The 26,441-nt window shown below is 52.0% G+C and carries 24 protein-coding genes; 12 read left to right on the forward strand and 12 right to left on the reverse strand.

Features of this window, described 5'->3' with window-relative positions:
• Window positions 1-39: 39 nt before the first annotated feature.
• Together ACR0J8_RS21655 and ACR0J8_RS21660 are read right to left on the reverse strand one after the other, a co-directional pair.
• Window positions 40-906: a cysteine hydrolase family protein gene (locus ACR0J8_RS21655; protein WP_058282012.1), complete on the reverse strand. Its 867-nt coding sequence runs from the start codon at window positions 904-906 to the stop codon at window positions 40-42.
• A 161-nt stretch (window positions 907-1,067) separates the two neighbouring features.
• The gene (locus tag ACR0J8_RS21660) at window positions 1,068-2,045 is read right to left on the reverse strand and encodes an AraC family transcriptional regulator (RefSeq protein WP_237217123.1); all 978 of its coding nucleotides are present in this window, start codon (window positions 2,043-2,045) and stop codon (window positions 1,068-1,070) included.
• 227 nt (window positions 2,046-2,272) lie between these two features.
• On the opposite strand from ACR0J8_RS21660, the gene ACR0J8_RS21665 reads away from it, so the two are divergent.
• Together ACR0J8_RS21665 and ACR0J8_RS21670 are read left to right on the forward strand one after the other, a co-directional pair.
• Complete coding sequence (locus ACR0J8_RS21665; protein ID WP_480527447.1) at window positions 2,273-3,145, forward strand: bile acid:sodium symporter family protein; 873 nt, start codon at window positions 2,273-2,275, stop codon at window positions 3,143-3,145.
• 56 nt (window positions 3,146-3,201) lie between these two features.
• Entirely contained in the window at window positions 3,202-3,654 is a 453-nt protein-coding gene (locus tag ACR0J8_RS21670) for a hypothetical protein (RefSeq protein WP_480892247.1), read from the forward strand.
• 12 nt (window positions 3,655-3,666) lie between these two features.
• On the opposite strand, the gene ACR0J8_RS21675 is transcribed toward ACR0J8_RS21670, so the two are convergent.
• Window positions 3,667-4,248, reverse strand: a complete 582-nt coding sequence (locus tag ACR0J8_RS21675) for a TetR/AcrR family transcriptional regulator (RefSeq protein ID WP_480892249.1) — start codon at window positions 4,246-4,248, stop codon at window positions 3,667-3,669.
• 124 nt (window positions 4,249-4,372) lie between these two features.
• On the opposite strand from ACR0J8_RS21675, the gene ACR0J8_RS21680 reads away from it, so the two are divergent.
• The 3 genes from ACR0J8_RS21680 to ACR0J8_RS21690 all read left to right on the forward strand — a co-directional run bounded on the left by ACR0J8_RS21680 (window position 4,373) and on the right by ACR0J8_RS21690 (window position 7,411).
• Window positions 4,373-4,963, forward strand: coding sequence for a YceI family protein (locus tag ACR0J8_RS21680; protein ID WP_480892251.1), 591 nt, complete (start codon window positions 4,373-4,375; stop codon window positions 4,961-4,963).
• 149 nt (window positions 4,964-5,112) lie between these two features.
• Window positions 5,113-5,568, forward strand: a complete 456-nt coding sequence (locus tag ACR0J8_RS21685; protein ID WP_480527439.1) for a luciferase domain-containing protein — start codon at window positions 5,113-5,115, stop codon at window positions 5,566-5,568.
• Between the two features lie 478 nt (window positions 5,569-6,046).
• On the forward strand, window positions 6,047-7,411 hold the full coding sequence (locus ACR0J8_RS21690; RefSeq protein ID WP_480527437.1) for an alpha/beta fold hydrolase: 1,365 nt from the start codon (window positions 6,047-6,049) through the stop codon (window positions 7,409-7,411).
• 361 nt (window positions 7,412-7,772) lie between these two features.
• On the opposite strand, the gene ACR0J8_RS21695 is transcribed toward ACR0J8_RS21690, so the two are convergent.
• The 3 genes from ACR0J8_RS21695 to ACR0J8_RS21705 all read right to left on the reverse strand — a co-directional run bounded on the left by ACR0J8_RS21695 (window position 7,773) and on the right by ACR0J8_RS21705 (window position 9,185).
• Entirely contained in the window at window positions 7,773-8,369 is a 597-nt protein-coding gene (locus ACR0J8_RS21695; protein WP_480892255.1) for a hypothetical protein, read from the reverse strand.
• Between the two features lie 195 nt (window positions 8,370-8,564).
• On the reverse strand, window positions 8,565-8,876 hold the full coding sequence (locus ACR0J8_RS21700) for a hypothetical protein (RefSeq protein ID WP_480892257.1): 312 nt from the start codon (window positions 8,874-8,876) through the stop codon (window positions 8,565-8,567).
• A 144-nt stretch (window positions 8,877-9,020) separates the two neighbouring features.
• A complete protein-coding gene (locus ACR0J8_RS21705; RefSeq protein ID WP_010443179.1) occupies window positions 9,021-9,185 on the reverse strand; it encodes a hypothetical protein in 165 nt (54 codons plus the stop codon).
• Between the two features lie 309 nt (window positions 9,186-9,494).
• Between ACR0J8_RS21705 and ACR0J8_RS21710 the strand changes: the two genes are divergently transcribed.
• The 3 genes from ACR0J8_RS21710 (at window position 9,495) to ACR0J8_RS21720 (ending at window position 12,856) form a co-directional block, all read left to right on the forward strand.
• The gene (locus tag ACR0J8_RS21710; RefSeq protein WP_480892259.1) at window positions 9,495-10,469 is read left to right on the forward strand and encodes an adenylate/guanylate cyclase domain-containing protein; all 975 of its coding nucleotides are present in this window, start codon (window positions 9,495-9,497) and stop codon (window positions 10,467-10,469) included.
• A 264-nt stretch (window positions 10,470-10,733) separates the two neighbouring features.
• Window positions 10,734-11,969 carry an adenylate/guanylate cyclase domain-containing protein gene (locus ACR0J8_RS21715; RefSeq protein ID WP_480892262.1) on the forward strand — a complete coding sequence of 412 codons (1,236 nt, stop codon included), beginning with the start codon at window positions 10,734-10,736 and terminating at the stop codon, window positions 11,967-11,969.
• Between the two features lie 437 nt (window positions 11,970-12,406).
• On the forward strand, window positions 12,407-12,856 hold the full coding sequence (locus tag ACR0J8_RS21720; protein ID WP_480892264.1) for a DUF411 domain-containing protein: 450 nt from the start codon (window positions 12,407-12,409) through the stop codon (window positions 12,854-12,856).
• Window positions 12,857-12,928: 72 nt separating this feature from the next.
• Here the strand turns inward: ACR0J8_RS21720 and ACR0J8_RS21725 are convergent, their stop codons facing one another.
• The 3 genes from ACR0J8_RS21725 to ACR0J8_RS21735 form a co-directional block, all read right to left on the reverse strand.
• Window positions 12,929-13,576 carry a Spy/CpxP family protein refolding chaperone gene (locus tag ACR0J8_RS21725; protein WP_480892266.1) on the reverse strand — a complete coding sequence of 216 codons (648 nt, stop codon included), beginning with the start codon at window positions 13,574-13,576 and terminating at the stop codon, window positions 12,929-12,931.
• Window positions 13,577-13,650: 74 nt separating this feature from the next.
• Window positions 13,651-14,139, reverse strand: coding sequence for a RidA family protein (locus ACR0J8_RS21730; RefSeq protein WP_480892269.1), 489 nt, complete (start codon window positions 14,137-14,139; stop codon window positions 13,651-13,653).
• Window positions 14,140-14,405: 266 nt separating this feature from the next.
• Window positions 14,406-15,233, reverse strand: coding sequence for a sulfotransferase domain-containing protein (locus tag ACR0J8_RS21735; protein ID WP_480892272.1), 828 nt, complete (start codon window positions 15,231-15,233; stop codon window positions 14,406-14,408).
• Between the two features lie 458 nt (window positions 15,234-15,691).
• On the opposite strand from ACR0J8_RS21735, the gene ACR0J8_RS21740 reads away from it, so the two are divergent.
• Window positions 15,692-17,416 carry an adenylate/guanylate cyclase domain-containing protein gene (locus tag ACR0J8_RS21740; protein ID WP_480892275.1) on the forward strand — a complete coding sequence of 575 codons (1,725 nt, stop codon included), beginning with the start codon at window positions 15,692-15,694 and terminating at the stop codon, window positions 17,414-17,416.
• 458 nt (window positions 17,417-17,874) lie between these two features.
• On the opposite strand, the gene ACR0J8_RS21745 is transcribed toward ACR0J8_RS21740, so the two are convergent.
• From ACR0J8_RS21745 to ACR0J8_RS21755, 3 genes are all read right to left on the reverse strand, one after another.
• Window positions 17,875-18,924: a GFA family protein gene (locus ACR0J8_RS21745; RefSeq protein ID WP_170458412.1), complete on the reverse strand. Its 1,050-nt coding sequence runs from the start codon at window positions 18,922-18,924 to the stop codon at window positions 17,875-17,877.
• 182 nt (window positions 18,925-19,106) lie between these two features.
• On the reverse strand, window positions 19,107-20,060 hold the full coding sequence (locus ACR0J8_RS21750; protein ID WP_480892279.1) for an ornithine cyclodeaminase family protein: 954 nt from the start codon (window positions 20,058-20,060) through the stop codon (window positions 19,107-19,109).
• A gap of 143 nt (window positions 20,061-20,203) precedes the next feature.
• Window positions 20,204-21,184 (reverse strand): nuclear transport factor 2 family protein, encoded by a 981-nt coding sequence (locus tag ACR0J8_RS21755; RefSeq protein WP_480892282.1) that lies wholly within the window; start codon window positions 21,182-21,184, stop codon window positions 20,204-20,206.
• 365 nt (window positions 21,185-21,549) lie between these two features.
• Here ACR0J8_RS21755 and ACR0J8_RS21760 point away from each other — a divergent pair, with 365 nt between their 5' ends.
• The 3 genes from ACR0J8_RS21760 to ACR0J8_RS21770 are packed head-to-tail and all read left to right on the forward strand — an operon-like array spanning window position 21,550 to window position 26,366.
• Window positions 21,550-22,545 carry an HlyD family secretion protein gene (locus ACR0J8_RS21760; protein WP_480892285.1) on the forward strand — a complete coding sequence of 332 codons (996 nt, stop codon included), beginning with the start codon at window positions 21,550-21,552 and terminating at the stop codon, window positions 22,543-22,545.
• Complete coding sequence (rbbA, locus tag ACR0J8_RS21765; protein ID WP_480892288.1) at window positions 22,542-25,241, forward strand: ribosome-associated ATPase/putative transporter RbbA; 2,700 nt, start codon at window positions 22,542-22,544, stop codon at window positions 25,239-25,241. Before ACR0J8_RS21760 ends, rbbA begins: the two co-directional genes overlap by 4 nt.
• The gene (locus ACR0J8_RS21770) at window positions 25,242-26,366 is read left to right on the forward strand and encodes an ABC transporter permease (RefSeq protein ID WP_480892290.1); all 1,125 of its coding nucleotides are present in this window, start codon (window positions 25,242-25,244) and stop codon (window positions 26,364-26,366) included.
• Window positions 26,367-26,441: the final 75 nt, after the last annotated feature.

The raw sequence follows: 26,441 nt of genomic DNA on the forward strand, positions 1-26,441 counted from the left end.
TTTCAGGATGCTAGGATCAAATTTGAAGATCGATTTGGGTCAGGCCGATTGGCCAATGCGCTCAACCGCGTCGTCGGTCCACCAGACGCCGTTGGCGACCATGCGGAAGTTGATGATGGCGGCGAGATACCCGTCACCTTCAGGCACCTTGGCCCCGGCTGTGGCATCGCGAACGACAGCGACTTCGTAGCCCAGCTCCAGCAGCTCGTAGAGATGCGCCTGCGTACACAGGTTCGCCGACATCCCCGCGAGGATCACCTTGTCGATCTTGCGTTTACGCAATTGCAGGTTCAGGTCATTCTGAGCAGGGCTGTAAACCTTGTGTGGCGAGCAAATGATGGTTTCGCCATCCTCGATGTACTTCTTGTATTGCGGCATCCAGTCGGCACCTGAGCCCTCGAAGTTGTCCAAATTGAGCGGTCCCAGGCGGTCAAACATGCCGATGCTGTGCATCGTCGCTTCCAGAGTGCCCTCGAACTCCCATTTGTGGTCATGTGGGTAGTAATAGTGGGGCGAGATGAAGACCGGCATCCCCGCAGCCTTGGCGGCAATGAAAAGCCGTTCGATATTGTCGACCGTGCCCTGTTCGGTCACGCTTTCGCCAACGACGCCCCACGTCACACCGTCCTCTGACAAAAAATCAATCTGGGGGTCGGTCACCACAAGCGCAGTACGCCCCGGCTCGATGGTCATGTCGATTTGGGGAAGGCCTGGATTTTCCGGGTCAGCATAGTAGGCGCGTGCTTCGTCGGTCGCGGCAAGGGCCTGCCCGCCAGCCACTATTGTTGTACCTGCCGCGGCCGCACCGGCGGCTTGTTGCAAGAGTCGCCGGCGCGCCATATCAACGCGTTCGGGCGTGACGTCGCAAGCGCAGCTTGCTCCATGTTTGTGGTCATGATTGCTCATTGCAAATTTCCTTTGTCTGAGAGGGGCAAATGGGTTTGCTTTACTCGGCAGCGCCCCAGGTGGATCTGACAAAGAAGAAGTTATGCACCACATCGATTGAGGTATCGGCCCGCCCTGCCAAGGTTTTGGCCGAACCTGCCATGTGGTCTTGAGGTGTGTGCCTAGTCGGAGGTCGCTTGCTGCCTGAATCGTGCCGGAGCCTGGCCAACCCAGCGCTTGAAGGCGCGGCTGAACGTGCTCTGTTCCGAAAACCCGGTCATAAAGGCGATCTCGGCTATGGAAGCCTTACCGTCACGGAGCAGGTCACGAGCGAGTGCAACTTGTGCCTGACCAAGAACGTCGCGATAGGTCAGCCCTTCTTCGGCCAACCTGCGGTAAAGAGTGCGCTCGCTCATTCCCATCTCTTGGGCGACATGCGCCGCCTGCGGTGCGCCGTTACTTAGGGCTGGCGTAAGCCGGTGGACAATTGCTTGGCTCAGTGAGGTGTCGTCATCGCGAGAGTTGAACTCCTCATCCAGGTGCTTCGTCATGAAATCTGACAAGCCCGGATCGCCAAGACGATTTTCGCTTTCCAGCATAGCAGGGCGCATAGCAATGGCGTTGTGGTCAGTACCAAATTGCACGGGACAAGCAAAATGCTGGGCGTAACGTTCATGCTCTTGTCGGCACGCATGTTTGAACGCGACATATTCGAGCGACAATCCAGCACCCACAAACCGATACATATTCCGTGCAAAGGCGGCAAGCGCGCATTCGTTGCGCAATTCCAAGGCGGCGCGATGTGGCGTTTGCCCTTCAAATATCCAAAGGACCGGATCGCCGGTTTCGTCAAGTCTGTAAACTGCGGTGTCCGTGACGAGACGAAAGTAACGTTCGATCCGTTGCAAAGATTCCCGCAAGGTGGGAGCTGTCTTTACAGCCAGGCCAAGGACGCCGAGATCATCGGTCGCAATCGCGTTCGCATAGGCCTCAACCAACGCAACCTCATCCGCTTGTTGCGCACGAATCCAATCTATCAAATCGAAATACGCATCATCCGCCAATTGGCCGTCTTGAGCTTCTGGTAAACGCAGCACGACAGCGCCATTCGAAATCAGGGCGCCATCGTCGTTTAGCGTCATCCCGGCGGCGTTGGCCATCGCGCGGGCGAATGCGTAAGTTACACTTGCCATACAGTGAGATTAGCACTGGAAAGCTCTTTCACGCCAGATCGTCCAACCCTGTGATAGGTATAATAAATAGAGACAGCCTCGATCTTCGGGCGCTTGAGGATAAATGCGCCAAACTGATAACACTCGTCATCAGGTTTTCTGAACGGTATCGTCCGAAAGCGAGCGGAAGCATGCAGCCATAGAGGTCATGGTAGATGGGCGAAATTTTCATATCTGTGCTGCTGCCGCTCGCAGTTGTTGTCATCATGTTCTGCCTTGGCCTCGGACTCACAGCGGCTGACTTTCAACGCATTGGACGACGTCCACGGGCCTTTTGCGTCGGCGCTCTCAACCAGATCATTTTGCTGCCTTGCATCGCTTTGATGGTGACTTTTATCTTTGGGATTTCCGCTGAGGCAGCCGTTGGCATCATGATTTTAGCGGCCTGTCCGGGCGGGGCGATCAGTAACATCGTGACCAAGCTTTCGAATTGGGATGTCGCTTTGTCCGTTACTCTTACAGCAGTCTTCAGTCTGACTTGTGTCGTTACCGTACCGCTCATCCTGGGGTTTTCGATGCAGATGTTCATGGGGGCAACTGCGCCCGCTATCGACATTTCTTCGACGGCTTTAGCAATGTTTTTTTTAACAGCTTCACCGATCCTAGCCGGGGTGATCGCGCGATCCTTGGCGCCGCGAATTGTAGCTGCGGTCGAACCAATCTTTAGCAAGGTCTCTATGCTACTTTTTGCGATGGTCATCGGAGGCGCTATCATTTCAAACTGGGTGGTGGTCGCGGATAACTTCCTTAGGCTTGGACCCGCACTTTTTGTTGTAGGTGCGTCACTCACGTTTATTGGCATCATGAGTTCAGGGATGCTCGGATGCACAGACATCGAGGCGAAGACGATTTCAATTGAGACCGGCGTTCAAAACGGAGCTTTGGGAATCGCAATTGCCACTTTGCTGTTGCCTAACACCAATGGGTTAAGCGAATATGCCATACCATCCGCAATTTATAGCGTGGTCTGGATCGTAACGATGTTGCCTGTCTTCGCCCTACTTGCGCGAAGAAGCCCAATTTCATGATCCTGACGCCTATTCTCTAGCTTTGGTTATGCGCTGAGCCAAGCCCCTTCGTTTCCATGCCAGAGCGCCGTCTGGTCAAAGAGCGATCAAGGAGCTCCAAAGCCCGTTGTGGAACGGCCGCTTTGGCGATTTTCCCTGTTGAAGGGAAGAGCTGTTGCTGCCAGTGCGGTGGATCCTGCGTCAGCGAAGGTGTAGACGCCAAGGTCAGTTTTGTCCGCAAGTCGGAATTGCAAAGTCTTGGATTAAGTGTCCGGATTGGGCTGGACCTGCCAAACATGCAAGCCGCGGAGAATGGCCGCATCGAGCCCACTTTGGCCGATGCCGCGCGTTGCCCGAATTACAGAAATGCGCAGAAAGCGAACTTTGCAAAATTCGAAGAACGATCATTGCGAGTCTTTGCCGAGACCTTTTGGAGCAACCGCTATGAAGAACGGGCTGGACAGGCTATTGATCATAACTTGTTGTTCTGTCGAAATCTCGCGCCAGTTGCAGGTCGCGTTGATTTCTAAGTCAGGTGAAGGTTACTGTCCCGAATTGGTTTTCGCGATACTGCAAAGCAGATCAACATGTTGATCCAACCAGTCTTCGTCCAGGGCCTCGTGACGTATGAGCTTGCGAAAATAAGGGGCAGCGACTGCTAGTTCTATAAGCTGTTCAACCGGAACATCCGCGGCGATCTCACCGCGGTCTATTGCGGCTGCAAACACTGCTTCAACACTTGCGAACCTGTCTTTCATGAATTCAGTGATCACCAACCGCGCTTCTTCGTCGGTGGACGCAGCAGCGACCACCTGAGGCGCGATTTGGCCCCATGGTGTGTCATTCAAGGCTCCCATCAGTACGCTGAGTAACCAGCGCAGGTCAGATCGCAGCGGGCCATCGGTTTTGGGCGGTATGTTCGGCGGTGTTGCGACGCGCCTGAATGCTGCATCACGCAGACTGCGCGCATCTGGCCAGTGCCTGTAAAGTGTGCTCCGCGAAATACCCGTTGCCTTTGAAACCGCGCCATGAGTTACGTGCAGTACGCCCTCATCCCTCAGTATCCTTTGCGCCGCATCAAGCGCGGCCTGCCGTGTGGCGATCAGCCTGGGATCTTCTTTCAATCGCCCCTCCTGTAGAACACTTTGTTGCGCTATAGAACATTTTGTTCTATTAATATGATCAGCTAAAAACTAAAGCTCAATACTCAATTCCGCAAACAAGTCTTGTCAAAATGGGAGCGTATCAATGTTCAATGTGGCAGCAACCCCGCTGGCGGTACTCTTATCGATGGGCGCGACAACCGCATTGTCCGAGAGTGGCACCTACGAGCTGGATCCTGGACACAGCCAGGTATTGTTCAGCTACGACCACATCGGGTTCTCAGAAACATTTGGAATGTTCTCAGGTTTTAGTGGCGAGATAGAGTTCAACGAAGATGATCCGTCTGCGTCATCTGTCACAGTGTCTATGCCTGTAAAATCCATGATCACGGGCTGGGATGCCCGTTTGCAACACTTCATGTCCGATGACTTTTTCAGCGCGAGTGACGGTGACGTGGTCATATTCGCCTCAACCAGCATTGAAGTGACCGGGGAAAACACCGCGGATATTTCTGGCGACCTGACCATGAATGGCGTCACCAAACCTGTTGTTCTGGAAACAACGCTTAACAAGTCAGCGCCATACCCGTTTGGTCCAAAAGAGGGCACGCCGACCTTGGGGCTGGCAGCAACGGCGACTATCGTGCGGTCTGAATTCGGACTTGGGGCCTTTGCACCAGCGGTGAGCGACGAAATAGATCTCTTGATCAATATCGAAGCATTAAAGGCTGAGTAATGTGTGCAAGGGCGCTGATACTGCGCTGAGCGCTCATTCTAAACTTTTGACGGGCTGGCAACAAAATGAATGTGTTCTTTAGACTACTGGCGGTTGCTGCGATAGCGGTGGCGTTGACGTGCCCGTTGGCATTCGCACAAGAGCGCTCCTTGCCGGAGCGTACCTCGCCCCGTCCCGAAACGACAAGCGGCGTACCGCATACTCAGATTGGTGTCGAAATTGATGCCGATTTGGCCCGGCTATTGCTGGAGCGAGTTGCGCAATTCCCAGGGGTCACACTTGGCCCGACACGCATATCATTACCTGGCGCGATTGGCTTTCAGCTTGATCCTGACATGTTGTTGTCTCAACCGAACTCTATCGTCGGTGGGTTTGAGTTTGCGCATATGCATACTGATGGCAGCTTGCACGCTTCGCTTCACCCCGCAATGGCGCGGCAGGCAATTGAGGCTGGTTGGGCCGTTGCACACCCTTGGGCCAAGCAACGTCCTGGGTGGAGCGGCTTTGTGATGATATATACACCGACCACACCAGAAGAGTTGGATGTCGTCATCGATTTGGTCGAAAGTTCGTACACCTTCATCACCGGAAACACCTTGGACTAAGCTCGAATTGCGCGAAAGTGTGCGGGGACGCCTGTTTTCTGTCTGAGAGCAGTTTCAGCCACCTTGTTTCTCGCAGTCATTTTTTTCTTAAATTGTCGCCGTGGCGAATGCTCGATACCTTCAAGCCATTCACACTAATGGTAGCTGCCGTCCGTTTGTTAGATTTTGCAAAGCTCGGAGTCGAAGTTCCGCTTCGGGCTGCCATCGGTCACAGATGAGAAGAACTACGGACTGATACCATTAGATTGGATATTTCGAAGTGAACCTTCGTTAGCGACGTGAAATGCGTTAATCATTCACCTTAATTCTAGGTTTCGCCAGCCAATAAGACGTTTTGCTCGGCTGTGTGTTTCAGCGCAAGTTTGGGAACTTGCAGGCTTAGCAAAATGCCCAGGCACAAGTTTTGGTCACAAAAATCTATTCGTCTGTTAATTTTGGTTCAGAGGAATTGGTTTAGCTAAAAGGATCACATCGACTGATGAAGCGGAAAATTGCTGCGATCCTAAGCCTCGATGTCGTCGATTATACCAAGCGCATGTCAGAGGATGCTGAGACCACGCTGAACACTCTACAACGCATTTTGGACGATGTGATCAGACCGTTGGTCCATGAAAACAAAGGACGAATATTCAAGCTGATGGGAGATGGTGCTTTGGTTGAGTTTGTTGCAGCCACAGACTCAATTAATGCTGCCAGCCAGATTTTCAATCAGATGAGAGATGAAGACGTAACACTTCGAGGAGGTCTCCACGTTGGCGACGTAATGCCAAATGGCACAGACTTGTTCGGAGAGGCCGTGAATGTTGCGTCGCGCCTTCAGTCCAGCGCGCATATTGGAAGTTGTCTCGTCAGCAAGACAGCTGCTGAAGTTGCGGGAACTTCGCTGGCGGTTGCTTTGCGACCAGAAAGCTCGATACGGTTGAAGGGAATTCCAAATCCAGTGGAAGCCTACTCTATTGATTTAGATGGTGACAAAAGACGCGCAAAGAACAAGCTGCTGGCTAGCTCTCAAGACGTCCGCTTTGCAAAATCAAAAGACGGTACAACGCTTGCCTGGACATCCACTGGAAGTGGTAGAAAGTTACTGGTCACACCAAACTGGCTTAGGCATCTGGAATACGATTGGACGATGAACACCATCGCCGGGTGGTTGCCGCTGCTTTCTGAAAATCACTGCCTTTATCGGTTTGATGGTAGAAACAATGGCTTGTCCCAGAGGGGCGTGCAGGATGTGTCTTTGAATCGGATCGTCGAAGATGTTGAGGCCGTACTGGACGCAGCCGGGATCGAAAAAGTTCCACTGTTTGGCATATCTTTTGGGGCAACCATTGCCGCGGCTTTTGCCGCAAATAATCCTGACCGTGTTTCGGGGTTGGTTCTACTCGGTGGATTTGCACAAGGACTCGCGGTGCGTTCACAGCCCGGAATTGCCGCGCTTGGGCAAGCAATGATGGATATGAGCCTTGAAGGCTGGAACGATGAATACCCTTCTGCAAGAGACTTGATGGCGCAATCATTTGCTCCAACCGCAAGTCCGCATGACCAGCGCACTTATGCAGAATTTATGAAAGTGGCAATGGACCATCAGGATTGGCTCAAGATTGGACCACTGGTCGCAGGGGTCGACGTAACCGATCTACTTCTGCGGATCACCTGTCCGGCTCTGGTTATGCACGCTAATCGAGACAGGATGCACAGTGTTGAACAAGGTAGGATTTTCGCCTCCGGCATCCAGAAGGCGCGCTTTATTGGCCTTGAGACAGCAAACAATACGATGCCAGAGTATGATCCTGCCTGGCCTAAAGCCCTAGTGGAAATAGAGCGTTTTTTGAATTCAATTTGAGCAGTGTACGTTGTTCATCGCCAAAACTTTATTGTTCGAAGGTAAGAGGATGCCGTGCGCCCTTCGATTTTCGATACTGGAATTTAAAAACTCTAGGCTTCTCGTCATCGACCGCTTTGTCCTGATCTCGGAAATTGCAAAGTCTTGTTGCGAATGTCCGGTTTGGGCTGGTTGCGATCAACCATGCTTATCGTAAAGACTGGTAGTACATGGTTCCGCAGAGCAGTGTTGGGGAAATACTTATCCGGGACGCTTTGGTTCCTAGCAGGAGAGGCGCTTAGAAGAAGCGCGCACTACTACAACAACAGTCGCCATAGACTTCTTATGTTAAACTTTGGGTAATGGCGGCAGGTAAGCTGTACTAGCGGTCTGGGTCTGTATCGAGTTTGCCCCAGAGATCATCAACCAGATCTGAGAAGCCATCATTCGAGGCCTCCTTGGGCAGTAGACCAGCTCTTCGCCGGCATTCGACCTCGGCCATTAGTTCCTCCTCTGTTGCTGTCTCAACCACATCACATCGAAGAGCTTCAATCTCGTCCGCTGTCCACGACTCAAATTTGTCAGCGTAGAAGCCCAGGGAATACGGCTCGTCATCAGAAATCTGCTTGATCACAGCATTCCAATCTTCGCTTTGGTTCGCTTCCTTTTCGACCCTCTCATCTAGTTCGCGGATTGACTTGCGGATCATCGGCAGCAGCTCTGCCTCAACGCTTTCTTCGCCCGCGCCGGTCCCCGCAAGCCAAAGGTCTGCGATCTTGCGGACGAGCCTCCAGACCGTCTGATTTCGAGGGTGGCCTTTAATCCGGCCGCTGAGACCTTTTTCTTGAATGCCAAACCGCTCGGCAGCACGTTCGTTCATCCAGATATTGTAATCGGACACGTCCGCGAGTTCTGAATCGTTCTCAGCCACAGCTCGGGCGACCTCTTGATCACCAACATAGACAACCACATTCAACATCCCGCTACCCCTTCCTTCGCCGGTTCATCACTCGGTCCAGGTGGCTGTAGTCCAGATCTCGCATGATCCTTTGCACTCGCTCTGGATCGACTTCGCGATCTTTTCCAGCGGTGTAGACGATGTGTCTGACGTAGATCGCCAACGCGACAATGATCACAGCGGATAAGATCAAGCTGAAATGCTCGTCCCCCATCACTAAGTCTTCTTCCTTGGGTCTTCGATCCCGAGGTCGTCGAACACGTTGCCGCTGCCATCAGTGATCTCGACATCATCGTCGTCAGTCACTAGATTCCAGTTGTTCTCTTTGACCCATTCATCCCGCCATTTGGGCGCATCGGTCGGACGCTGTGCAAAATCGGCGATTTGCTCAAAAATCATTTTGCGCAACGCAAGCCAGACCTCCGGGCCCTCTTTGCGACGAGCTTGCAACTCTGCGATCAAGTCATCCAGAGGAACATCCTGTAACGGGCGCCCGAAGATCTCTTCTTCTGAAAAATCATCTGTCATCACTCAACATCCTCGACACTGGTCGTCAAGACTATGATCTTGTTTGGTTTTACAGTGATCTCCTTTCCTTCAATCTCTCGAAGTTTGCCGTTCACCAAAGTCTCGCAGATTACGAAAATTGGGATTTCCTCTTCTGTAGTCTCGTTACTCATCTGCCTTACCCTTCGGCTCAGCAATCTTGCGTGCCCGGATCTCATCTGCGCTGATCGGCTTGGTTAGTTTTGCTCGACCGGCCGCGATTTCAGCTTCCAATAGCTTCAGCAAACGCATCGTCTCTTCGTCCACCTCAACGTCGTCGTCATCACCCATCAGACTTCTCCCGAGTACAGTAACAGTGAGAACAGAGCACTTGAGACCCGTCGGCTGTCCGAACGATGTCACCAACGTGGCCACACTCTTCACATGTCACACCGCATCGAAATTCCATCCAGTCAGCGTACTCCTGAATGAGATCGTGGTATCGACTGAAACCGATGCAAATCTTGCCATGGAGAAATACAAAAGTCTTGATCTGACCAAACTTCAGCGGCAGCATTGACCTGTATCTTTCGAAAAATGGAGATACCGGTTGCAAGACCTTGTAAGTCTCATTCCATTTAGCGTCTCGAGTTATTTTTGATGATACGTTCCTCACCTGAACTGCTGGCAGTTTCGAGGCGTTGGTATGAAATACTCAGAACCAAGAAGAATACTGACGAATTACGGAACTATCTCTCGAAATCAGATGAACTAAGGTTCGTTGGGACAGGCGAAGGTGAGTTCTGGAGCGGGCAAGCAGTTCGCGATGGGGTTAGCGGATTTTTTGCGGAGATCCCGGCTCCCGTCGTTTTCGAAGAAGTTGAAGCTGAGGCCTTCGAAAACGGAGAAACGGGATGGTCGTCCTTCGTCCACAAGATTCAGTTTGTCGGCTTTGATGAAGCCGTCTTCTACCGCACCGTTCTGATTTTTGTCCTGGAGGGAGCAGCCTGGAAGATCATCAATCGCCACGCTTCGGTGCCAACTCCAAATATTGAACTCGTGGGTAAACAGCAGCTGGCCATCCAAAAACTGGTTGATGCTGCGCGCGAAGATGGACCCGAGCTGATCCAAACCGAAGGTTTGGCTTCAGTACTTTTCACTGATGTGGAGGGCAGCACAACGTTGGCGGAGGCGTTGGGCGATCAGCGTTGGTCGGTGCTGATCGAAAACCACTTCCAAGTCTTGGCGGCGATCATTGAAAAGTATCATGGCCAGTTCGTGAAATCCCTTGGAGACGGAACGTTGTCCGTCTTTCCGTCCGCGAAGGAAGCGCTAACGGCCGCTGTCAAGATTCAGAAGGCTATTGCATCGGCTTCCGAGGAGCCGTCTTTCGGTGTCCGGATTGGAATTCACACTGGTGATGTCGTGCAATCTCGTGGAGATTTTTTTGGCACTGTGGTCAACAAAGCTTCACGCATAACCACGGTTGGTGCGGCAGGCGAGATACTCGTTTCAGATGCGACTCGCGCCATGGTCGGAGGACGAACCGATTTCTCATTTTCTGAAATAGAACCCAGACTTCTGAAAGGTCTACGCGGTCACCACGTCTTGTATCGTTTGGAGTGGCAAGATTGAGTATTTCGGTTGCCTCAACGCCGACAGATCACACAGATACCCCGCAGAGCTCAGTCGCAAAAGTCTTGCGGTACGCGCTACAGCTCACATCGCCAGCAATTCCTGATGAATTGCGACCATTGCCCGGGTGTCGTGCGTGCGATACGTCACAAGATCAGCATATACCTTAGGGCTGCAAGCGCAGAGGGAGAATTGAATTTGATGTGTCCTTGAAGTGAATTAGACTAAGAGCCAATTGTTCAGATAGCTCATTAAGAGGACATCATGGCAGCTCCTTTAGTCCAAAACTGGGAACTGACAGCCGCCGTAAAGGATATAGCCGACTGGCTGGTTCAACAGGGCTTGGAGAATGCGCCCGTGGAGCTCTGGCTTGAAGCATTCTGCAACCGTCTTGTTTCAGCAGGAATTCCGCTTCAAAGAGCAAACATCACTGTTCGCGCTCATCATCCTGAGATTGGGACTGTCGCTTTTCGCTGGCACAGGGATGGCGGTCATGAGCGAGAGAACTTTGTCCGAAGAACGGATGCGCCCGAGGAATACGTTCTAAGCCCAATTTACTATCTTTTGGCAAACAACGTTGAAGAGATCAGACAAGATCTGACAGTCGAAGAACCCGAGCTCAACTTTCCGATCTTCGACGAACTTCGCGAGCGCGGTGCAACTGACTACTTCGCTGTTAAACGGTTTTTCCTTATTCAGGACAATACTACGCCAGTCGATCCAATGCAGGCCTATGAAGGTGCTATAATCTCGTTGACAACCGACGCGAGCGGGGGCTTCACAAGCGAGCAACTTGATGGTTTGCGTCAACTGATATCTCCACTTTGTCTGACGCTGAAATGTGGGGCCAACCGATTGATGGCTGAAGACATTACAGCCGCATATCTGGGCAAAGACGCCAGTAGGCGCGTTCTTTCCGGGGACATCACCCGAGGTTCATCGGAAACTATTTCAGCGGTGATTTGGTATTTTGACCTGCAAGGATTTACCAAATTGTCAGAGGCGCTTCCCGGGGACTCAATCATAGAATTGCTAAACGACTACTTCGCGGAAGCTGTTGACGTAGTCGAACGCAATGGCGGTAACGTTCTTAAGTTCATGGGAGATGGTATGCTTGCCATCTTCGATATCAATCAAGTTTCGGACGCTCGCCGCGTCGCAATTCACGCGGCCGCGGAGTTGCGAAATACCTTTGAGGAACTCAACCAACGACGGCAAGCTGATGGTTTGCCAACGACCAGCTTCACTCTTTCGTTGCACGCAGGCGATGTTCTTTACGGCAATATTGGCGGTAGGTCTCGCTTGGATTTCACAGTGGTCGGCCCAGCGGTAAATACAACTTCGCGCATTTTAGGCATGTGCAGCGCGCTTGATCAGAACATTGTGGTTTCCGATAAGGTGGCGGGCGACTTGGTGGGCTCCATTCCAAGTCTTGTTTCCCTGGGGCAATACAGATTGCGCGGTGTTGCTGAAAGACAGGAGCTGTTCACGATAGACTAACTGCCGCTATTTGGAAGCTGCCGCAATGGGGTGTTGACCTGCGTCAAAGCAAAGGTATCCGGATTGCTACTAGGTTGGTTTGCACATGGAACAGAACTGTTGGATCAAGCACCCGCGCAGAGCGGCATTCTTGGTCATAGTGATTGCATTGTCAGGGTGCATGGGCAGGCACCACCAAGGCAATTGGCGTGGCCACGGCTTAGAAGGATGCTATGGACCTCACCACGACGTTGATCGCGAGGTCCATTGCCGAGCGCTCGAGTGAACTTGAGCCATACGCGACGCAACACACAAAACGTTTGGCGACCAGTGTTTTTTGGATTGAGATTTAGACCTTGTATCGAAACTGCCCGTTTGATGCTCAGTCCGGTAACATTGAAAAGTTTCGCCTTGGCACAATATCTTTGTAGTCCCATGAGGAAGCGGAGAAGAGACCAATGAAACGACGCGAATTTTTACTAGCGGGTACGGCAGCAGTGTTAGCCACTCCTTCCGTCGGTCAAGAAGCCCCACTCATCAAAGTCTACAAGACGCCAACCTGCGGCTGTTGTTCCGCGTGGGTAGATCACCTGATTTCCGCAGGATTTCGCGCCGATACGCTAGACATGGAACAGGAGCAGCTGTGGTCGCTTAAAGAACAAATGAAAATCTCAGATGAGCTTTCCAGTTGCCACACTGCAATTATTGGGGACTATTTTGTCGAAGGTCATGTCCCGGCAGTAGATATCTATCGACTTTTGTCCGAACATCCTGAAGGCCTCGGCCTAACAGTTCCAGGCATGCCGATGGGTTCACCCGGCATGGATTTTTCAGACGAACGAGAACCTTATGAAACCTTGCTCGTTGGTCTGGATGGAACAACGAGTGTGTTTGCTCGACATAGCTGAGAGATTGGATGAAGGGCAATCAGATTTCCCAGCTCCATGTCCAACATTAGTTTGCGCTGATTTCAAAAGGATTCAGCTGCAACCGTTGTGTTTTTTCCACATGGTAGGGTCGTGGCCTTCGGGCACATTGGAGCACGGGTCGTTCGCATACCCTCTTAGAATGCTGTATTGCTGGATTTGATCTGCGCTCAACAGCGGTGTTGTTTGCAGGTGCCGGGACAGATGAACCAGTCGTAATTCGGCCCTGGCCGTTTCTGCCGCTTTAACAAGTTTGTTTAACTCGGCTAAGTCAAGCTGGTCACCGGCAAACGCTTCGCTCAACGCCGCTTCGGCCTCAATAAACCGCTCGCCTGCGACGATTGCCTGTTTGCGCATTTCAGAATGGATCGTGCCAATTCTTTCCACCTGATCCTTCGAAAGTCCAAGTTCATCTTGCAATTCGAGCAAGTGTGCTGGGCCTGGTTTGCCATTCAGCTCCGCTGGTAAAGCAAAACCCCAACCTCCGCCGCGCCGCAGCTCTTCTAGATCGGTCTCAGATAAGCTTTTGATGGTCCTGGATTGCAGACCGGCGTATGGCGTGACTTCAGCGTCGTGAGTGTGACTTTGCGCGAGCGCTACTTGAGAGTATTGGATCGTACAGAGCGCCGTTACAATCAGAAACTTAGGCATAAACTTAATCATGGAGTCTCCATTCTGGCTCACCCAAATGCCTTCTTCCATACAGTACTTCTGCCCGGCGCAGCGACATTCCTGCTCCTCTTTGACCAGTACGTTGTTCCGGATTCACGTGTATTCTAGGCCGTTGAGACAATAACCTCTGCTTCGATTTCAATTGGGAAGTTGATTGGTAGGCCTGCCACCCCGACCGCCGTACGTGAATGGCGGCCAATCTCTTCTCCAAAGACGTCAATGATCAAATCCGTGAAACCGTTGAGAACCGTAGGCGTATCGCTGAAGCCAGATTTGCAATTTATCATCCCATGAACTCGGCACCACCCCGTTATTCGGTTTAGACTGCCAAGTTCGCGCTTTAGACTGCCGAGAATAGAAAGCCCGACTTTGCGTGCTGAGGCGTAGCCCTCTTCCACAGACACATTTTCTCCGACTGCTCCAAATGGCGCGGCCGGAGTACCGTCTATTTCTTGTGGTCCATGACCAGATACGAACGCCCGGTCGCCCCGAACGTTAATCCACGGAAATGGCAACACCATACCAACAGGCAATTTTAGCGGCGCAGGTAAAATGATGTTGTGGTCTACCAATCGCTGTTCAGCGTCGATCATGGTACTCTCCCTCGCAGAACTTGCATGGATCTTACCATAAACCATGCCCAAAGTCGGTCTCGACCACCAAACTTTGCAAGGTCCGCTTCGTCCACATTTGAGTCATCTGGCGAAACCGCGGCGAACGGCTGTTGTTGGTTAGGGCAAACCCTGGCCGCGTTCGCGGGCATGAATGACCGCTCATCGTGGTTACGGGTCATCCGGCAAAAAGTCTCAGATGGCCGAGACGGTCCCGAAGCGGCAATCTTTACTAAGAAAGCGAGGTCCTAAGCAGGAAGCTCTCCGCCAGACTGAAGCCATCGCGCGTCGGCTTCCGGAAGCAACTCTGCAAGACGTTTGTGAAACGCAAGAAGGTCTTCGTCTGAAAGCTTGCCCTCCCACTTGCGACTGCTTGCGCTATCGAAGAAGGCTGACGGGTCTTTAAAGGTTGTGGACCGTTGTGTTTCTTCCTTAGCACTCGCGCGTGCATTGGCTTGCATGTTCTCGAACTGCATACTTTCCGCAATTGCGGCCAGCATTTCATCGCCAATTTTCAAACCAAGTACGGAAGCGAGCTTTCTAGTATGAGAGAGCAAATCGCGCCGCATATCGGCGTAATGGAAAATGTGTATGTTGGGATGTTGGATGTTTGACTTGAAGGACTTGAAGTGATGAACGATGGCCTCAAGGGTGATCCCATCGGCCATCTCCTCTCGAACGGTCTCACCAAGAAAAAGGGCGAATGAAGCTGTCGGCTCATCCGGGAACCTGTCTTGGATCAGGTCTTCCTTCAGGTTTGCCACATGTCGGCGCATCGAAAAATGTGCGTCGATTGGGTGTCTGAACACCGCGATGTAGGTGCAATCTGGATCGAAAGGAATGCCGTCAAAAGGCGTATGGGTCTTGATGCATCTTCTGTGGCTTTGAGCTTCGAACATTCGAGCTATGGGGAGTTGATCTCGAAACGCAGGGTCGAGCCAAACCAACAGGTCATCCATGACCTTGTCCATACCTGGCTTTTCAAACAAGAGCGACAGCACAAGGGCTTGCGTCCATGTTGTTCCGCACTTTGGCGGTGTTGCAACAATCACATCTCCTTGGCGCAGCGCGAACATGTCCCAAATCCGATTGTCGGTGAGACGTGTTCTGTACTCGAATGCCTTCCTTGAAGACGCCCGTATCGTCATTCTGATTTCCGCCAATGGACCCTTAATGAAACGATAGCAAGCATGCGGCGCTGAACCTAGAATTTTGATGGCACCCGAGTAGGAAGGCCTTTCAAAGTGCCAAGCGAAAACCTTGCATTCGCGGCTAGAAGCTCGTTTTGCCCTCAAGGCAGTCATACGCGGCACCTTGCTCCAGTGCCTGTGCTGCGGTGTAAAGTCGAAATTACAAAGTTCGGTTTTTCGAGGTCCGCTTCTGCCTAATTTACCCAAAAGCAAAAAGCTTGCGTGTCGTTATTCGGTCACTGATGTTCATTGAATATTGATCGCGATTTATGCGCGAAACCCCTAATATCCCTTTGACACTCCTTCACAATGGATACGCGGGAGGATTTTGTTTGGAGCGGTACTTGGCTGCCATACTCGTGGCTGATGTTGTTGGCTATAGCGCGCTTGTCAGTGCTAACGAGGAAGCCGCATTGCACACATATAGGGGCCACTTTAGGGCGCTGGAGCCGCATGTCGGCCTGAATGGCGGACGCCTATTCAAAAGAACCGGTGACGGTTTTCTTGCAGAGTTTTCCTCGGTTGTAGATGCGCTGGCATGTGCGGAAACGATGCAACGTCAGATGGCTGAGCGGAACGGGGCGCGCGGGCAAAGTCCGGAAATGCAATTCCGTATGGGAATTCACGCGGGCGATGTTTTTGATGACGACGGTGATGTTCTTGGTGACGGCGTCAACATCGCGGCCCGGCTGGAAAGTCTTGCTCCTCCCGGAGGGATCATCGTTTCAGGTCGGGTTTACGAAGACCTTGTGGGTAAGGTGGATGTATCGTTCACCGAATTGGGGCCGCAATATCTAAAGAATATCACACGCCCTGTAACTGCTTACTCGGTACAAACAGCATTTGCTACTGAATCCCCGATAATTCAATCTCGCCCAGGCAAGCCTTCGGTGGCCGTATTGGCGTTTGACAATCTGTCGCCTGACGCTGAACAGGATTACTTTGCAGAAGGTATAGCCGAAGATATAATCACCAGCTTGTCCAGAGTGCCCTGGATATTCGTGGTCGCCCGAAACTCCTCTTTTTCTTACAAAGGGCTTTCGGTTGATGTGCGTCGTATCGGCCGAGAGCTTGGTGTCCGCTATATATTGGAAGGGTCCGTTCGCGGCGCTGGTGACCGGTTGCGTGTCACGGGTCAGCTGATTGATGCGGAAACCGGGTCTCATGTTTGGGCGGATCGATACGATGGCAAGCTCGATGATGTTTTTGAGCTTCAGGACCAGATTACCGAGGCTGTCGTTGCTTCGATTGCGCCAGGTATCCGACAAGCTGAAATAGACCGTGCTGCTCACAAGCGCCCTGACACCCTTGGAGCCTATGATCACTTCCTACGTGCGCAGTCCTTGATCTACAGGTTCAATTTCACTGAAGCAGACGACCATTTGTCAAAAGCTCTTTCACTCTCAAGTGAGTACCCATTGGCAAGCGCTCTTCGAGGCTGGATCCGCACTTTGCTATGGAACCCGGATACGCGTCCAAACGAGGCCCGATTTGATTGCGCAATTCAGCTGGCAAATGAGGCTCTGGCGGCATCACATCTTGACCTAGAGGCGCAAGCATATGCCGGTTACGTACTCGCGTTTCTGTCGGAGGATACAGAGTACGGTTTGTCACTTGTGGATCAAGTCGTCGAGAGAAGCCCAAATTGCGTTTCAGCCTGGGGATCCAGTTGCGTACTGCATGGCCTGATGGGTGAAGCGCAGGTGGCACAAGCTCATGCCAGGGAGGCGCTCCGACTTAACCCGAATGACCCACTAAACTACCGGGTCCACATGGGTATCAGCCTGTCGCAAATCGCGGAAGGGAACTGGCGCGATCTAAGAGAAACTGCCCAAAAAATGCGTGCATTTCATAATACTGTGACTGTCTTTCGCCTGAACGAACTTGTGGCGGAAATGGCTCTCGGCAATGGGAGCCGAGCTAGAGAGCTCGCAGGTATTCACATGTCGCGGGAACCCGATTTTAGCGTTTCAATGTTCCGGCATATGCGCGCTCGTATCTCTATCGCAAAACCAGAAATCTATGACGCCTACTATAAAATGCTGGCAGCCGCAGGCATTCCTGATTGACGACACCAGTTGTAGACCAGCGGCAAGTCATAGCAAGTATGCAACATGTGGAAACATATTTTTTGCCGCTGGAAGAATGCCCAATTTGGTCTGCGAACAGTCGTTGAAGTGAATAGCGGCGAGCGGCAATCGAACCTTCGCGGCGCTCGGCGTGAACGATTGCTCTGCGTATATAGCTACCATTACCTTCAAGGAAAGTTTCGAGATGGAGGTGCTCTCGCATGTTAGAACTGTTGAACGCTGCGATATGGCTTCAATGGAAATCGAGCCGATCAGTAGATCATGAGCCGGGGACACTGGAAATCTAGAAAAAACGACCGACCGATCTGGACTCCGAGCGGTCGGTCGCTGTGCAGCCTCGCTAACGTCTTATGGGCGCCCGCATTGGGCTCGATGTTGTCATTTTCTCAAACGCTAGGAATGTTCTCTTTGCGGATAAAGCAGAAATCGCTCGATCACTAAAACACTACAGGCGGCTTAGCCAAAGGTCCCCAAGTTTCAGGGTCTGGTAGACCGACACTTGACCATGCTTCTTGCAAAACTCTGGAGTCTGAAGATCTTGTCCGCGGCAAATCATCCAAAATATCAAACCAAGGCATTTTGCTTTCTATTCCGGAGTGGACTGAAGGAGCAAAGTTTTCTGGTTGGTCGAGGCTCGAAGTATGCAGGACCAGATAGGCCGTTTCTCGTGGCTTCACGAGCTTATAAGTTAGGCTTGCCCCGCATCTGGCACAAAAGCCACGATTTGCTATCGGCGTAGTTGCGAAGTATCGAGGTTCCTCGGTGAGAAATCGAACAGCAGAAGCAGGAAAGGCCGCCCATGCATTAACTGCTGAACCAGAAAATTTTCTGCAACAACTACAATGGCAATACCCTGTGCTTATGGCGGGTGCGTTTATTTCATACCGGACCAACCCACAGATGCAGCCACCTGTCACTAAGGTTTTGGCCAATTCATCTTCATCAAAATCCAGAAAACCCCCTTCCTCTCCGGGTTCTGAAACGGTCATGTAGACATGTATTGGAGTATCAGTGCTCTTGAGTCTTTTGTGACCGCAATCCGCCAGCGGAAGATCTATCTTGCCCGCTATTTGCGCCATTACTTCTCCTGAAACCGCGATTCCACCTGGTTCCGCTATTGCCTCAAGCCGTGCGGCAGTATTTACGCCGTCTCCGAGAATATCGTCGCCGTGTACAACGACATCACCGAGCGAAACTCCGACGCGTAAAATGAGTGGGTCGTCACTGTTCGATTGGCGTGCTTCGCGCGCACACGCTCGCTGAATGTTGATTGCACAATTGACCGCCTCAAAGACACTCGAGAACTCAGCCAAAAACCCATCGCCAGTGGACTTAAAAACACGACCCCGGTTTGCTTCCACCTGCATGCCGATGATTTCACGTTCTAGTCGAACCAACTTAGCTAATGTTCCGCTTTCATCGCGTGATACCAATCCTGCGAAACCGACTATATCGGTGGCCAGAATGGCCGCTAATTTGCGTTCCATCTCCGTTGCTCCGAGCTAAAAATCTCCAATTGGTGCCTGCTTACTTTAGCATAAAATCGGTCGGAGCGAGCCACGGTGGCTGAGGTGTTAATTTCCAACTTTGAAAGACCGTTCAGGGCTGCGAGCGGTCAATCATGCTCATCGCAGAAAATGGCAGCGCTGAGCCCAAAGCCGAAAGAATCCTACTCTTGACGAGCTCGTACCTCGGCCGCCCGACGAACTGCGAGTACCGCTGTGGCGTAGTCTCCCAAAGAAATCCCTCTGAAAGCGAATGCAGCCGGTTTCTCGCTAAAAGTGGTATCGACTGCTCCCGAGACAATTTCCGTCAAATCTCCAGTTACTTGATGATATGGCAGCATTGGTTTGTCGCTTTCAGATTCCTGTTTTCGGTCGTCAACAATAACAGTTTTGAAGGCGGTCATACCCTCTGGAAGCCACGGAATACAGGCATCTGTAATGGCGGCGAAGGCAGTCGGCTTTAGCCATCGGGCATCCAGAAAAGGTTCGGTGGAATAGTCCAAAGTTATTGATGTCACTACCAGATCGGCATCACGCAAGGCGTCCTTGGCATTGGCGGCTGTTTGGGCCTCGAGGCCCATGTCCCGAGCCCGGCGACAAAGCTTGTCGACATTCGCTTTGCCACGTCCGAACACACGAATGCTTTTCAAGGGGAAAACCTCGGAAAACGCAACCAAATGGGAGTGAGCTTGCACGCCGGCCCCAACAAAAGCCATTGTCTCAGCAGTAGGATCAGCAAGTCGACGCGCCGCAACAACTGACATCGCCGCTGTTCTGACAGCCGTTACCCAATTTGCCCCTAAGACGGCTCGGAGAACTCCGGTTTGCCCGTCCATAACCATGATTGCACCGTTAATCGAAGGGAGCCCCTTGTCCGGATTATTTGGACACACCGTTACCTGTTTGGTCACGATGAACCCATCATTTCCCACCGCCAAGGTCGACATTGCGTACCGCCCGTCTCCGGGTAATATGGCTGTCTTAGGGGACGTATGAAGCTGCTTTCCCGCCTTGGCTATCAGCGCAGATTCAATCGCGTCAGCAACTTCCGAAGGTTTGATACCTAAACCTTCCAAGTCCTCGTTAGAAAGATAAGTTATTTTGCTTTCAGAAGTCATCTTAGCGCCGCTCCGCTTTACATTCCGGCTTCCCGATTAGGCTATCAAATAGCGTGTTAGCAAAAACTTTGGGTGTCTAGATCGGGACTTCACTCGAGTACAATATTCGTTGCATTGGGATTTCCGTTTTGACGCTTTCGGTCTCAAGTTGTCTCAAACCAGTTAAGTTTGAAAATTGTATGCTCTCCTTCGAGACCTTTGAGCGGAACCGTCATTTGCTCGACAAACTGAAACTCCTGTGATCCACCCACCATGATCCGTGTGGCGTCTGAGACCCGGATGTCACTTGGTGCTGCCAGGGCGGCTATACGTGCTGCTTTGTTGACAACGGTCCCGAAGTGATCAGCATCAGAAGTTATCACTTCGCCTGTATGCAAGCCGATGCGAACCCGCAACTTTGGCTCGTTAGGTTCCGCCGCGTTTGCCTGTTGAATATTCTGAGCTGCCAGCAATGCGGCCCTTGCAGAATCAAAAGACGACATCACCCCGTCTCCCAGTGATTTAACCGTACGTCCACCATTCCCAACGATCTGCGTTTCTACCAGTCGCAGATGTCTTCCGAGGGCGTCGCTCCAAAGCGTATCGCCTATAGCCTCAGCGATTTTTGTGCTGTCTGCGATATCGGTGAACATGATGGTCGCTATACCACTTTGGCCGAGTTCGTGGGGTGTGGAGAGGGCGGCATCAAGCAGTTCCTCAAAGCCTCTGGCCTCATACCCAAATCCCTCTACGTTATTGACCGGTAGGGAATTGTGAACGTGCACAATTTTCCAGGATCCTTTGTCGAGTTTCAGAATGACCGTAGAACGCAGGTGCGCGATCTGTCCTGTTTCAATACCCTCAATGCTAGCTTCCCATTCGACCCAACCGAGTGATCCGCATTCAAATCCTCTCAGGTCTTTTGGGTGCCACTTGAACCGTGGCACCTCACCGATGTATTGCTCCATACCGCGACGCAGTGCATCGCCCTTCCAGGCCTCGCCGTGTGCTGAGCCAAAGTATGACAGGGCAGCGTCGTCAGAAAATAGATGTGCCACCGTCTCACCATCGCCCCGACCGTAGGCGTTGATCCATCGTGCCACTATAGCGGCGAGTTCCGAAGAGGGGCTGATCGTATCTTTCATGCCAAAACCGTCGCGTCGATAGCAAGAAAACTCCTTCGAAAAATATGACCTTCGCACGTCCAGTTTCTATTGAAGCGTATCATGGCATAACCTTTCTCGAAATCTCGATTTCTGAGGTCCTGTAAGTGTAGGCCAAGCCGGGGCGGCCATAAAGACAACCCGTTTCAATACCAAACTGATAACAAAAGCGCTTCACGTCTACTTCTTCCAACCCACCGCGAAAGAGCCTGCAACACCCAAACCAGTGTTCATACAAACAATTGCTTGGAACTGAGGTGCCCGGATCGGTTTTGATCCAAAACAAGGCTTTGAGTCTTTTGAGACACTAAACTCTGCGCCAGAAACCCTGTTTCAGGTGAAACGCTATGACCAAAAACCTATCGGTTTTTCTTATTTTGGCTGGTTTAGTAATTGCTGGTGCGTTGCTGTATGTCGTTGTTGCCGAGGATGGCAATGAATTACCGGTCGGATTTGTGAAAGGGAACGGGCGGGTTGAAGCGGAACAAGTCGAAATAGCACCAACTAATGCAGGTCGGGTTGCGACGGTAACGGCAACAGAGGGCAGTATGGTTGCAGCCGGTCAAATCCTGGCTGAAATGGACATAGACGAGCTATCTGCGGCCCTGGACCGGGCTAAAGCCGAAGTAGCCTTGGCAAATCAGACAAGGGCCGAAGCAGAAGCGCTCGTTGTGCAACGCGAAAGCGAACAGCGCAGGGCCGAGCAAGAGCTTGATCGTGCCACGGCGTTGCTGGCAGGTCAAAATATCTCCAAAACTATTTTTGAAGATCGCGATACCACTCATAAGGTTGCCACAGCAGTATTGGGCGCCGCCAAAGCCCGAGTTGCAACCGCAGAAAGCCGTATTGCTGCCGCTGAGGCGGAAGTACGCAGGATCGAAGCACAGATTGAAGACAGCGCTTTAGTGGCACCTTTGCCCGGCCGCGTGCTTTACCGGCTTGCAGTACCCGGAGAGGTCGTTGGCGCAGGCGAACCAATCCTGACTATTCTTGGCCTTGAGAATGTTTACATGGAAGTTTTTCTTCCGGCGCGTGAAGCCGGACTTTTGCCCATTGGAGCTGAGGCTCGCATCGTGCTCGACGCATTGCCGGAATATGCGATACCTGCATACGTGAGCTTTGTTTCTCCCGAGGCACAATTCACCCCCAAACAGGTCGAGACCCTGGATGAGCGAGAGCAACTGGTTTTTCGCGTTCGCGTCCGTATCCCAATAGACTTGGTTGAAAGTCGGATTGAGCACGTCAAAACCGGTCTGCGCGGTGTCGCGGTGATCCGGCTGAACCCAGCCGCTGCTTGGCCTGAGGCGCTTGAACAACGCATCCCAGAAGAGCTGTTCGAATGAGAGTAGAGGATGACGCTTGCGATATTCACATTTCAGGTGTTACGCACCGTTATCGCAAGCATGTCGCATTGGATTCTGTTTCGTTAGAACTGCCAGGCGGCCAGCTCGTTGGCATTGTCGGGCCAGATGGGGTGGGAAAGTCTACACTGCTTGGTTTGATCACCGGCGCAAAGAAACTGCAATCCGGCAATATCGACGTTTTAGGCGGCCCGATTGGCGATTCTGGTCATCGACACAGCATTTGCCCAGCCATCGCGTTCATGCCGCAAGGGCTGGGTCGAAACCTGTATCCGGAGCTGTCTGTACGCGAGAACCTTGAGTTCTTCTCAGGTCTCTTTGCTCAAGGGCATTCAGAGCGGGATGACCGTATCGCAGCGCTATTGGCTGCGACAGGGCTTGCGCAGTTTGAAGACCGTCTGATGGGCAAGCTCTCGGGTGGGATGAAGCAAAAACTAGGTCTTTGCTGTGCGTTAATCCATGACCCCAAACTTTTGGTTTTGGATGAGCCAACGACCGGGGTCGACCCGTTGTCGCGTCGGCAGTTCTGGGCTTTGATTGATGCAATCCGAGCAAAAAGCCCCGAACTGTCGGTATTGGTTTCAACGGCGTACATGGAAGAAGCCGACGGTTTTGACCGGATTGTCGCGATGGACGCGGGTCAAGTCATCTTTCATGGGAAGCCCGCCGAATTGAAAGGGAGTGATGACGACCTCGAAATTGCATATCGGCGTCTGAGAGCACGGGAGTTGCCTGTCGAACCGGCGGGGAAAAACAAAACGAATGGGAAGATCGAAGCAAGCCCAGTGATAGTTGCGCGTGGACTGACACGACGCTTTGGTGATTTCACGGCCGTAGACAACGTCGACTTCACAATCAATCGCGGAGAGATATTCGGGTTTCTAGGATCAAACGGTTGCGGCAAGTCCACGACAATGAAGATGTTGACTGGCTTGTTACCATCCAGCTCAGGTGAAGCACTGCTGTTTGGCAACCCTGTCGATGCATATGACCGAAAAATGAGGCGTGAAATAGGCTACATGAGCCAGGCCTTTTCCTTGTATGGCGAGTTGTCGGTCTATCAGAACCTACAATTGCATGCGCGGATATTTGCGATTGCAGACCGTGAACAACGTGTTTCGGAACTCACTGAGCGCTTTGGGCTCGAGGAGCACCGGCATACGTTGGCGACGGCACTGCCCTTAGGGATCAAACAGCGACTGTCGCTAGCCGTAGCAGTGATCCACCGTCCGCGGGTGCTAATACTCGACGAACCAACATCCGGTGTGGACCCAGAGGCGCGCGATTCCTTCTGGGACTTGCTGATTGAGCTCTCTCGAAACGAGTCGGTTACAATCTTTGTGTCCACTCATTTCATGGGTGAGGCAGAACGCTGTGATCGCGTTTCATTTATGCATGCTGGTAGAGTTCTAGCGGAAGGTACTCCGGCTGAACTGATCGCTGTTGAAGGGGCGGAAAACCTTGAAGACGCCTTCATTTCGATATTGGAAGCAGCAGAAAAACCAGTCTCTGTTGTCGCGCCAGAGGTGGGTTTTAGGACCAAATCCCACGCCGGGGGAGGAGCGTTTTCTCGTGTATTGGCATATGCGCGGCGCGAAACCGTTGAAGTAGCTCGCGACCCGGTGCGTCTGGCTTTCGCGTTTCTGGGTTCTGCTATTCTAATGTTAGTTTTTTGCTTTGGAATTACGCTGGATATCGATGAGCTTGAATTCGCTGTACTTGACCTTTCTCAGGGGCCGGAGAGTCGTGCTTATTCGGCTGAATTCGCCGGATCGTCCTACTTTAAAGCCACATCGCCGCTGCAAAGCGCCAGCGAAGGGCGCGACCGTCTAGTGGCAGGTGAGGTCTCTCTGGTTGTTGAGTTACCACCTGACTTTGACCGAAAGATGAGTACGGGTGAACCGACCCAGATACTTGCAACTGTAGACGGTGCTATACCATTTAAGGGTGAGACGGTTGAAGGTTATGTTTCCGGATTGCACCAATCATTTCTCGCGGAGTATGCCCTTAACAATGGCATAAGCCAGATAGATATCGCCAGGATCGAACCCCGGTTTCGCTACAATCAGAGCTTTGAGAGCATCGCCGCGATGGCTCCAGCAATGCCTGCTATCCTACTGACTATGTTGCCAGCTGTTTTGACTGCCGTAAGCGTAGCAAGGGAACGAGAGCTGGGGTCAGTTGTCAATTTCTACGTGACACCAACCACGCGGCTTGAATTTCTAGTCGGCAAACAAATTCCGTACATTTTGATCGCCTACGCAAATTTTCTGCTTTTGGCCGGAATGACCGTTTTTCTTTTCGGGGTGCCGTTAAAAGGAAATCCTTTCCCTTTAGCTGTTGGTGCCCTTCTTTACGTATGGGCAACGACATCCTACGGGCTGTTGATCGCTACGATGACATCCAGTCAGGTGGCCGCGACATTTGCAACTGCCATCGCCTCAGTTGTCCCAACAATCCAGTTCTCAGGCCTGTTGCAACCTGTTTCAACGCTTGAAGGAGGCGCACAAGTGGTGGGCTCTCTTTGGCCTTCCTCATACTTCTTACACCTGAACGTTGGTGCCTTCACTAAAGGTTTGGGTTGGGAGGCCCTTGCGCCAGACATTCTGGCCCTCGCCTTCTTCGGACCAGTTCTTACACTGATCGCAGCCCTATGTCTTCGAGCGCAGGAGAAGTGAATGCAGCGTTTCTACGGCATATTCTGGCTAGGCTTGAAGGAAGTGATGAGCCTGCGCCGTGATTGGGTGATGATGGCATTGTTGGTTTGGTCTTTCACGCTGGCCCCGATCATGGAAGCAACCGGAGTGGCAAGTTCTGTAAACAATGCCTCGATAGCGTTTGCGGATGAAGACGACTCGCTACTTTCTCGAGCACTTGCCACAGCGTTTTTCCCACCAGAGTTCCAACCGGTCGTCCAAATCGAACCCGGAAAAGGACCTGCCTACATGGACGCTGGGCGCTTTATTTTCGTTGTGGCTGTGCCCCCCGGATTCGAGAAGGACCTGCGCGCGGGGCGCAGTCCGGAGATTCAAGTTCTTATTGACGCAACCGCTATGGAACAAGCCGGAATTGGTGCAAACTACATCACCAGTATCTTGAGCGCTGAAATACATCGCTATGCAATTGGTATCGATCTAGTAGATGCTCCCTCAATCAGTGTCATTCTAAGAAGCGCCTTCAACCCAAACAGAGACACCGTACGTTTTGCTGGTATCGTTGCTTTGATCGGCCAGATCATGTGGCTCACAACTATATTGACCGGAGCGGCAATGATTAGAGAGCGAGAGCACGGGACTATTGAACATCTCCTTGCCATGCCTCTTGCTCCATTTGACATTGCCATTGCCAAGATTTGGGCGAATGCAGCAGTGGTTTTGGTCGCGGCTGGTCTTTCTCTAACCTTTGTGATGCAGGGTTCTCTGGGCATTAGTATCGCTGGATCCAAGATGTTGTTTTTGGTTGGCACGGCGTTGTTTCTTTTTACTGCGACGGCGCTTGGGGTGCTTCTGGCAACCATTGCACGCTCTATGGCGCAGTTCGCGCTTCTGGTCATGTTGATTGTGCTGCCAATGCTAATGCTGTCGGGTGGAGAGACCCCAATTGAAGGACAGCCGGCGTGGTTGCAGGCAGGCACTTTGGTTCTGCCGTCACGCCATTACATGTCAGCAAGTCAGGCCATTGTTTTTAAAGGCGCTGGTATTGAGACTGTCTGGCCGGAATTCGTTTGGATGACGTTGTTAGGAGTTGCTTTGTTACTAATGAGCCTACGGCTTTTTCGGCGTTCTCTTGCTCAGATTGGCTAGCGCTCCAATCTGTTGGCTGTGACAGATTGGAGCGCTAGCTGATCTGCCTTAGAAGACAGTTTGGAAATCTGCTCG

This window comes from Ruegeria sp. N11, assembly GCF_056531525.1.

Coding starts and splice junctions, on each gene's coding strand:
- ACR0J8_RS21730 (WP_480892269.1), bottom strand. CDS start 14,139: ATGATCGACGCTGAACAGCGATTGGTAGACCACAACATCATTTTACCT.
- ACR0J8_RS21715 (WP_480892262.1), top strand. CDS start 10,734: ATGGCAGCTCCTTTAGTCCAAAACTGGGAACTGACAGCCGCCGTAAAG.
- ACR0J8_RS21700 (WP_480892257.1), bottom strand. CDS start 8,876: ATGACAGATGATTTTTCAGAAGAAGAGATCTTCGGGCGCCCGTTACAG.
- ACR0J8_RS21710 (WP_480892259.1), top strand. CDS start 9,495: ATGATACGTTCCTCACCTGAACTGCTGGCAGTTTCGAGGCGTTGGTAT.
- ACR0J8_RS21680 (WP_480892251.1), top strand. CDS start 4,373: ATGTTCAATGTGGCAGCAACCCCGCTGGCGGTACTCTTATCGATGGGC.
- ACR0J8_RS21735 (WP_480892272.1), bottom strand. CDS start 15,233: ATGTTCGCGCTGCGCCAAGGAGATGTGATTGTTGCAACACCGCCAAAG.
- ACR0J8_RS21705 (WP_010443179.1), bottom strand. CDS start 9,185: ATGGGTGATGACGACGACGTTGAGGTGGACGAAGAGACGATGCGTTTG.
- ACR0J8_RS21745 (WP_170458412.1), bottom strand. CDS start 18,924: ATGGAACGCAAATTAGCGGCCATTCTGGCCACCGATATAGTCGGTTTC.
- rbbA (WP_480892288.1), top strand. CDS start 22,542: ATGAGAGTAGAGGATGACGCTTGCGATATTCACATTTCAGGTGTTACG.
- ACR0J8_RS21690 (WP_480527437.1), top strand. CDS start 6,047: ATGAAGCGGAAAATTGCTGCGATCCTAAGCCTCGATGTCGTCGATTAT.
- ACR0J8_RS21720 (WP_480892264.1), top strand. CDS start 12,407: ATGAAACGACGCGAATTTTTACTAGCGGGTACGGCAGCAGTGTTAGCC.
- ACR0J8_RS21770 (WP_480892290.1), top strand. CDS start 25,242: ATGCAGCGTTTCTACGGCATATTCTGGCTAGGCTTGAAGGAAGTGATG.
- ACR0J8_RS21760 (WP_480892285.1), top strand. CDS start 21,550: ATGACCAAAAACCTATCGGTTTTTCTTATTTTGGCTGGTTTAGTAATT.
- ACR0J8_RS21725 (WP_480892266.1), bottom strand. CDS start 13,576: ATGGAAGAAGGCATTTGGGTGAGCCAGAATGGAGACTCCATGATTAAG.
- ACR0J8_RS21655 (WP_058282012.1), bottom strand. CDS start 906: ATGAGCAATCATGACCACAAACATGGAGCAAGCTGCGCTTGCGACGTC.
- ACR0J8_RS21660 (WP_237217123.1), bottom strand. CDS start 2,045: ATGGCCAACGCCGCCGGGATGACGCTAAACGACGATGGCGCCCTGATT.
- ACR0J8_RS21695 (WP_480892255.1), bottom strand. CDS start 8,369: ATGTTGAATGTGGTTGTCTATGTTGGTGATCAAGAGGTCGCCCGAGCT.
- ACR0J8_RS21750 (WP_480892279.1), bottom strand. CDS start 20,060: ATGACTTCTGAAAGCAAAATAACTTATCTTTCTAACGAGGACTTGGAA.
- ACR0J8_RS21670 (WP_480892247.1), top strand. CDS start 3,202: ATGCCAGAGCGCCGTCTGGTCAAAGAGCGATCAAGGAGCTCCAAAGCC.
- ACR0J8_RS21665 (WP_480527447.1), top strand. CDS start 2,273: ATGGGCGAAATTTTCATATCTGTGCTGCTGCCGCTCGCAGTTGTTGTC.
- ACR0J8_RS21755 (WP_480892282.1), bottom strand. CDS start 21,184: ATGAAAGATACGATCAGCCCCTCTTCGGAACTCGCCGCTATAGTGGCA.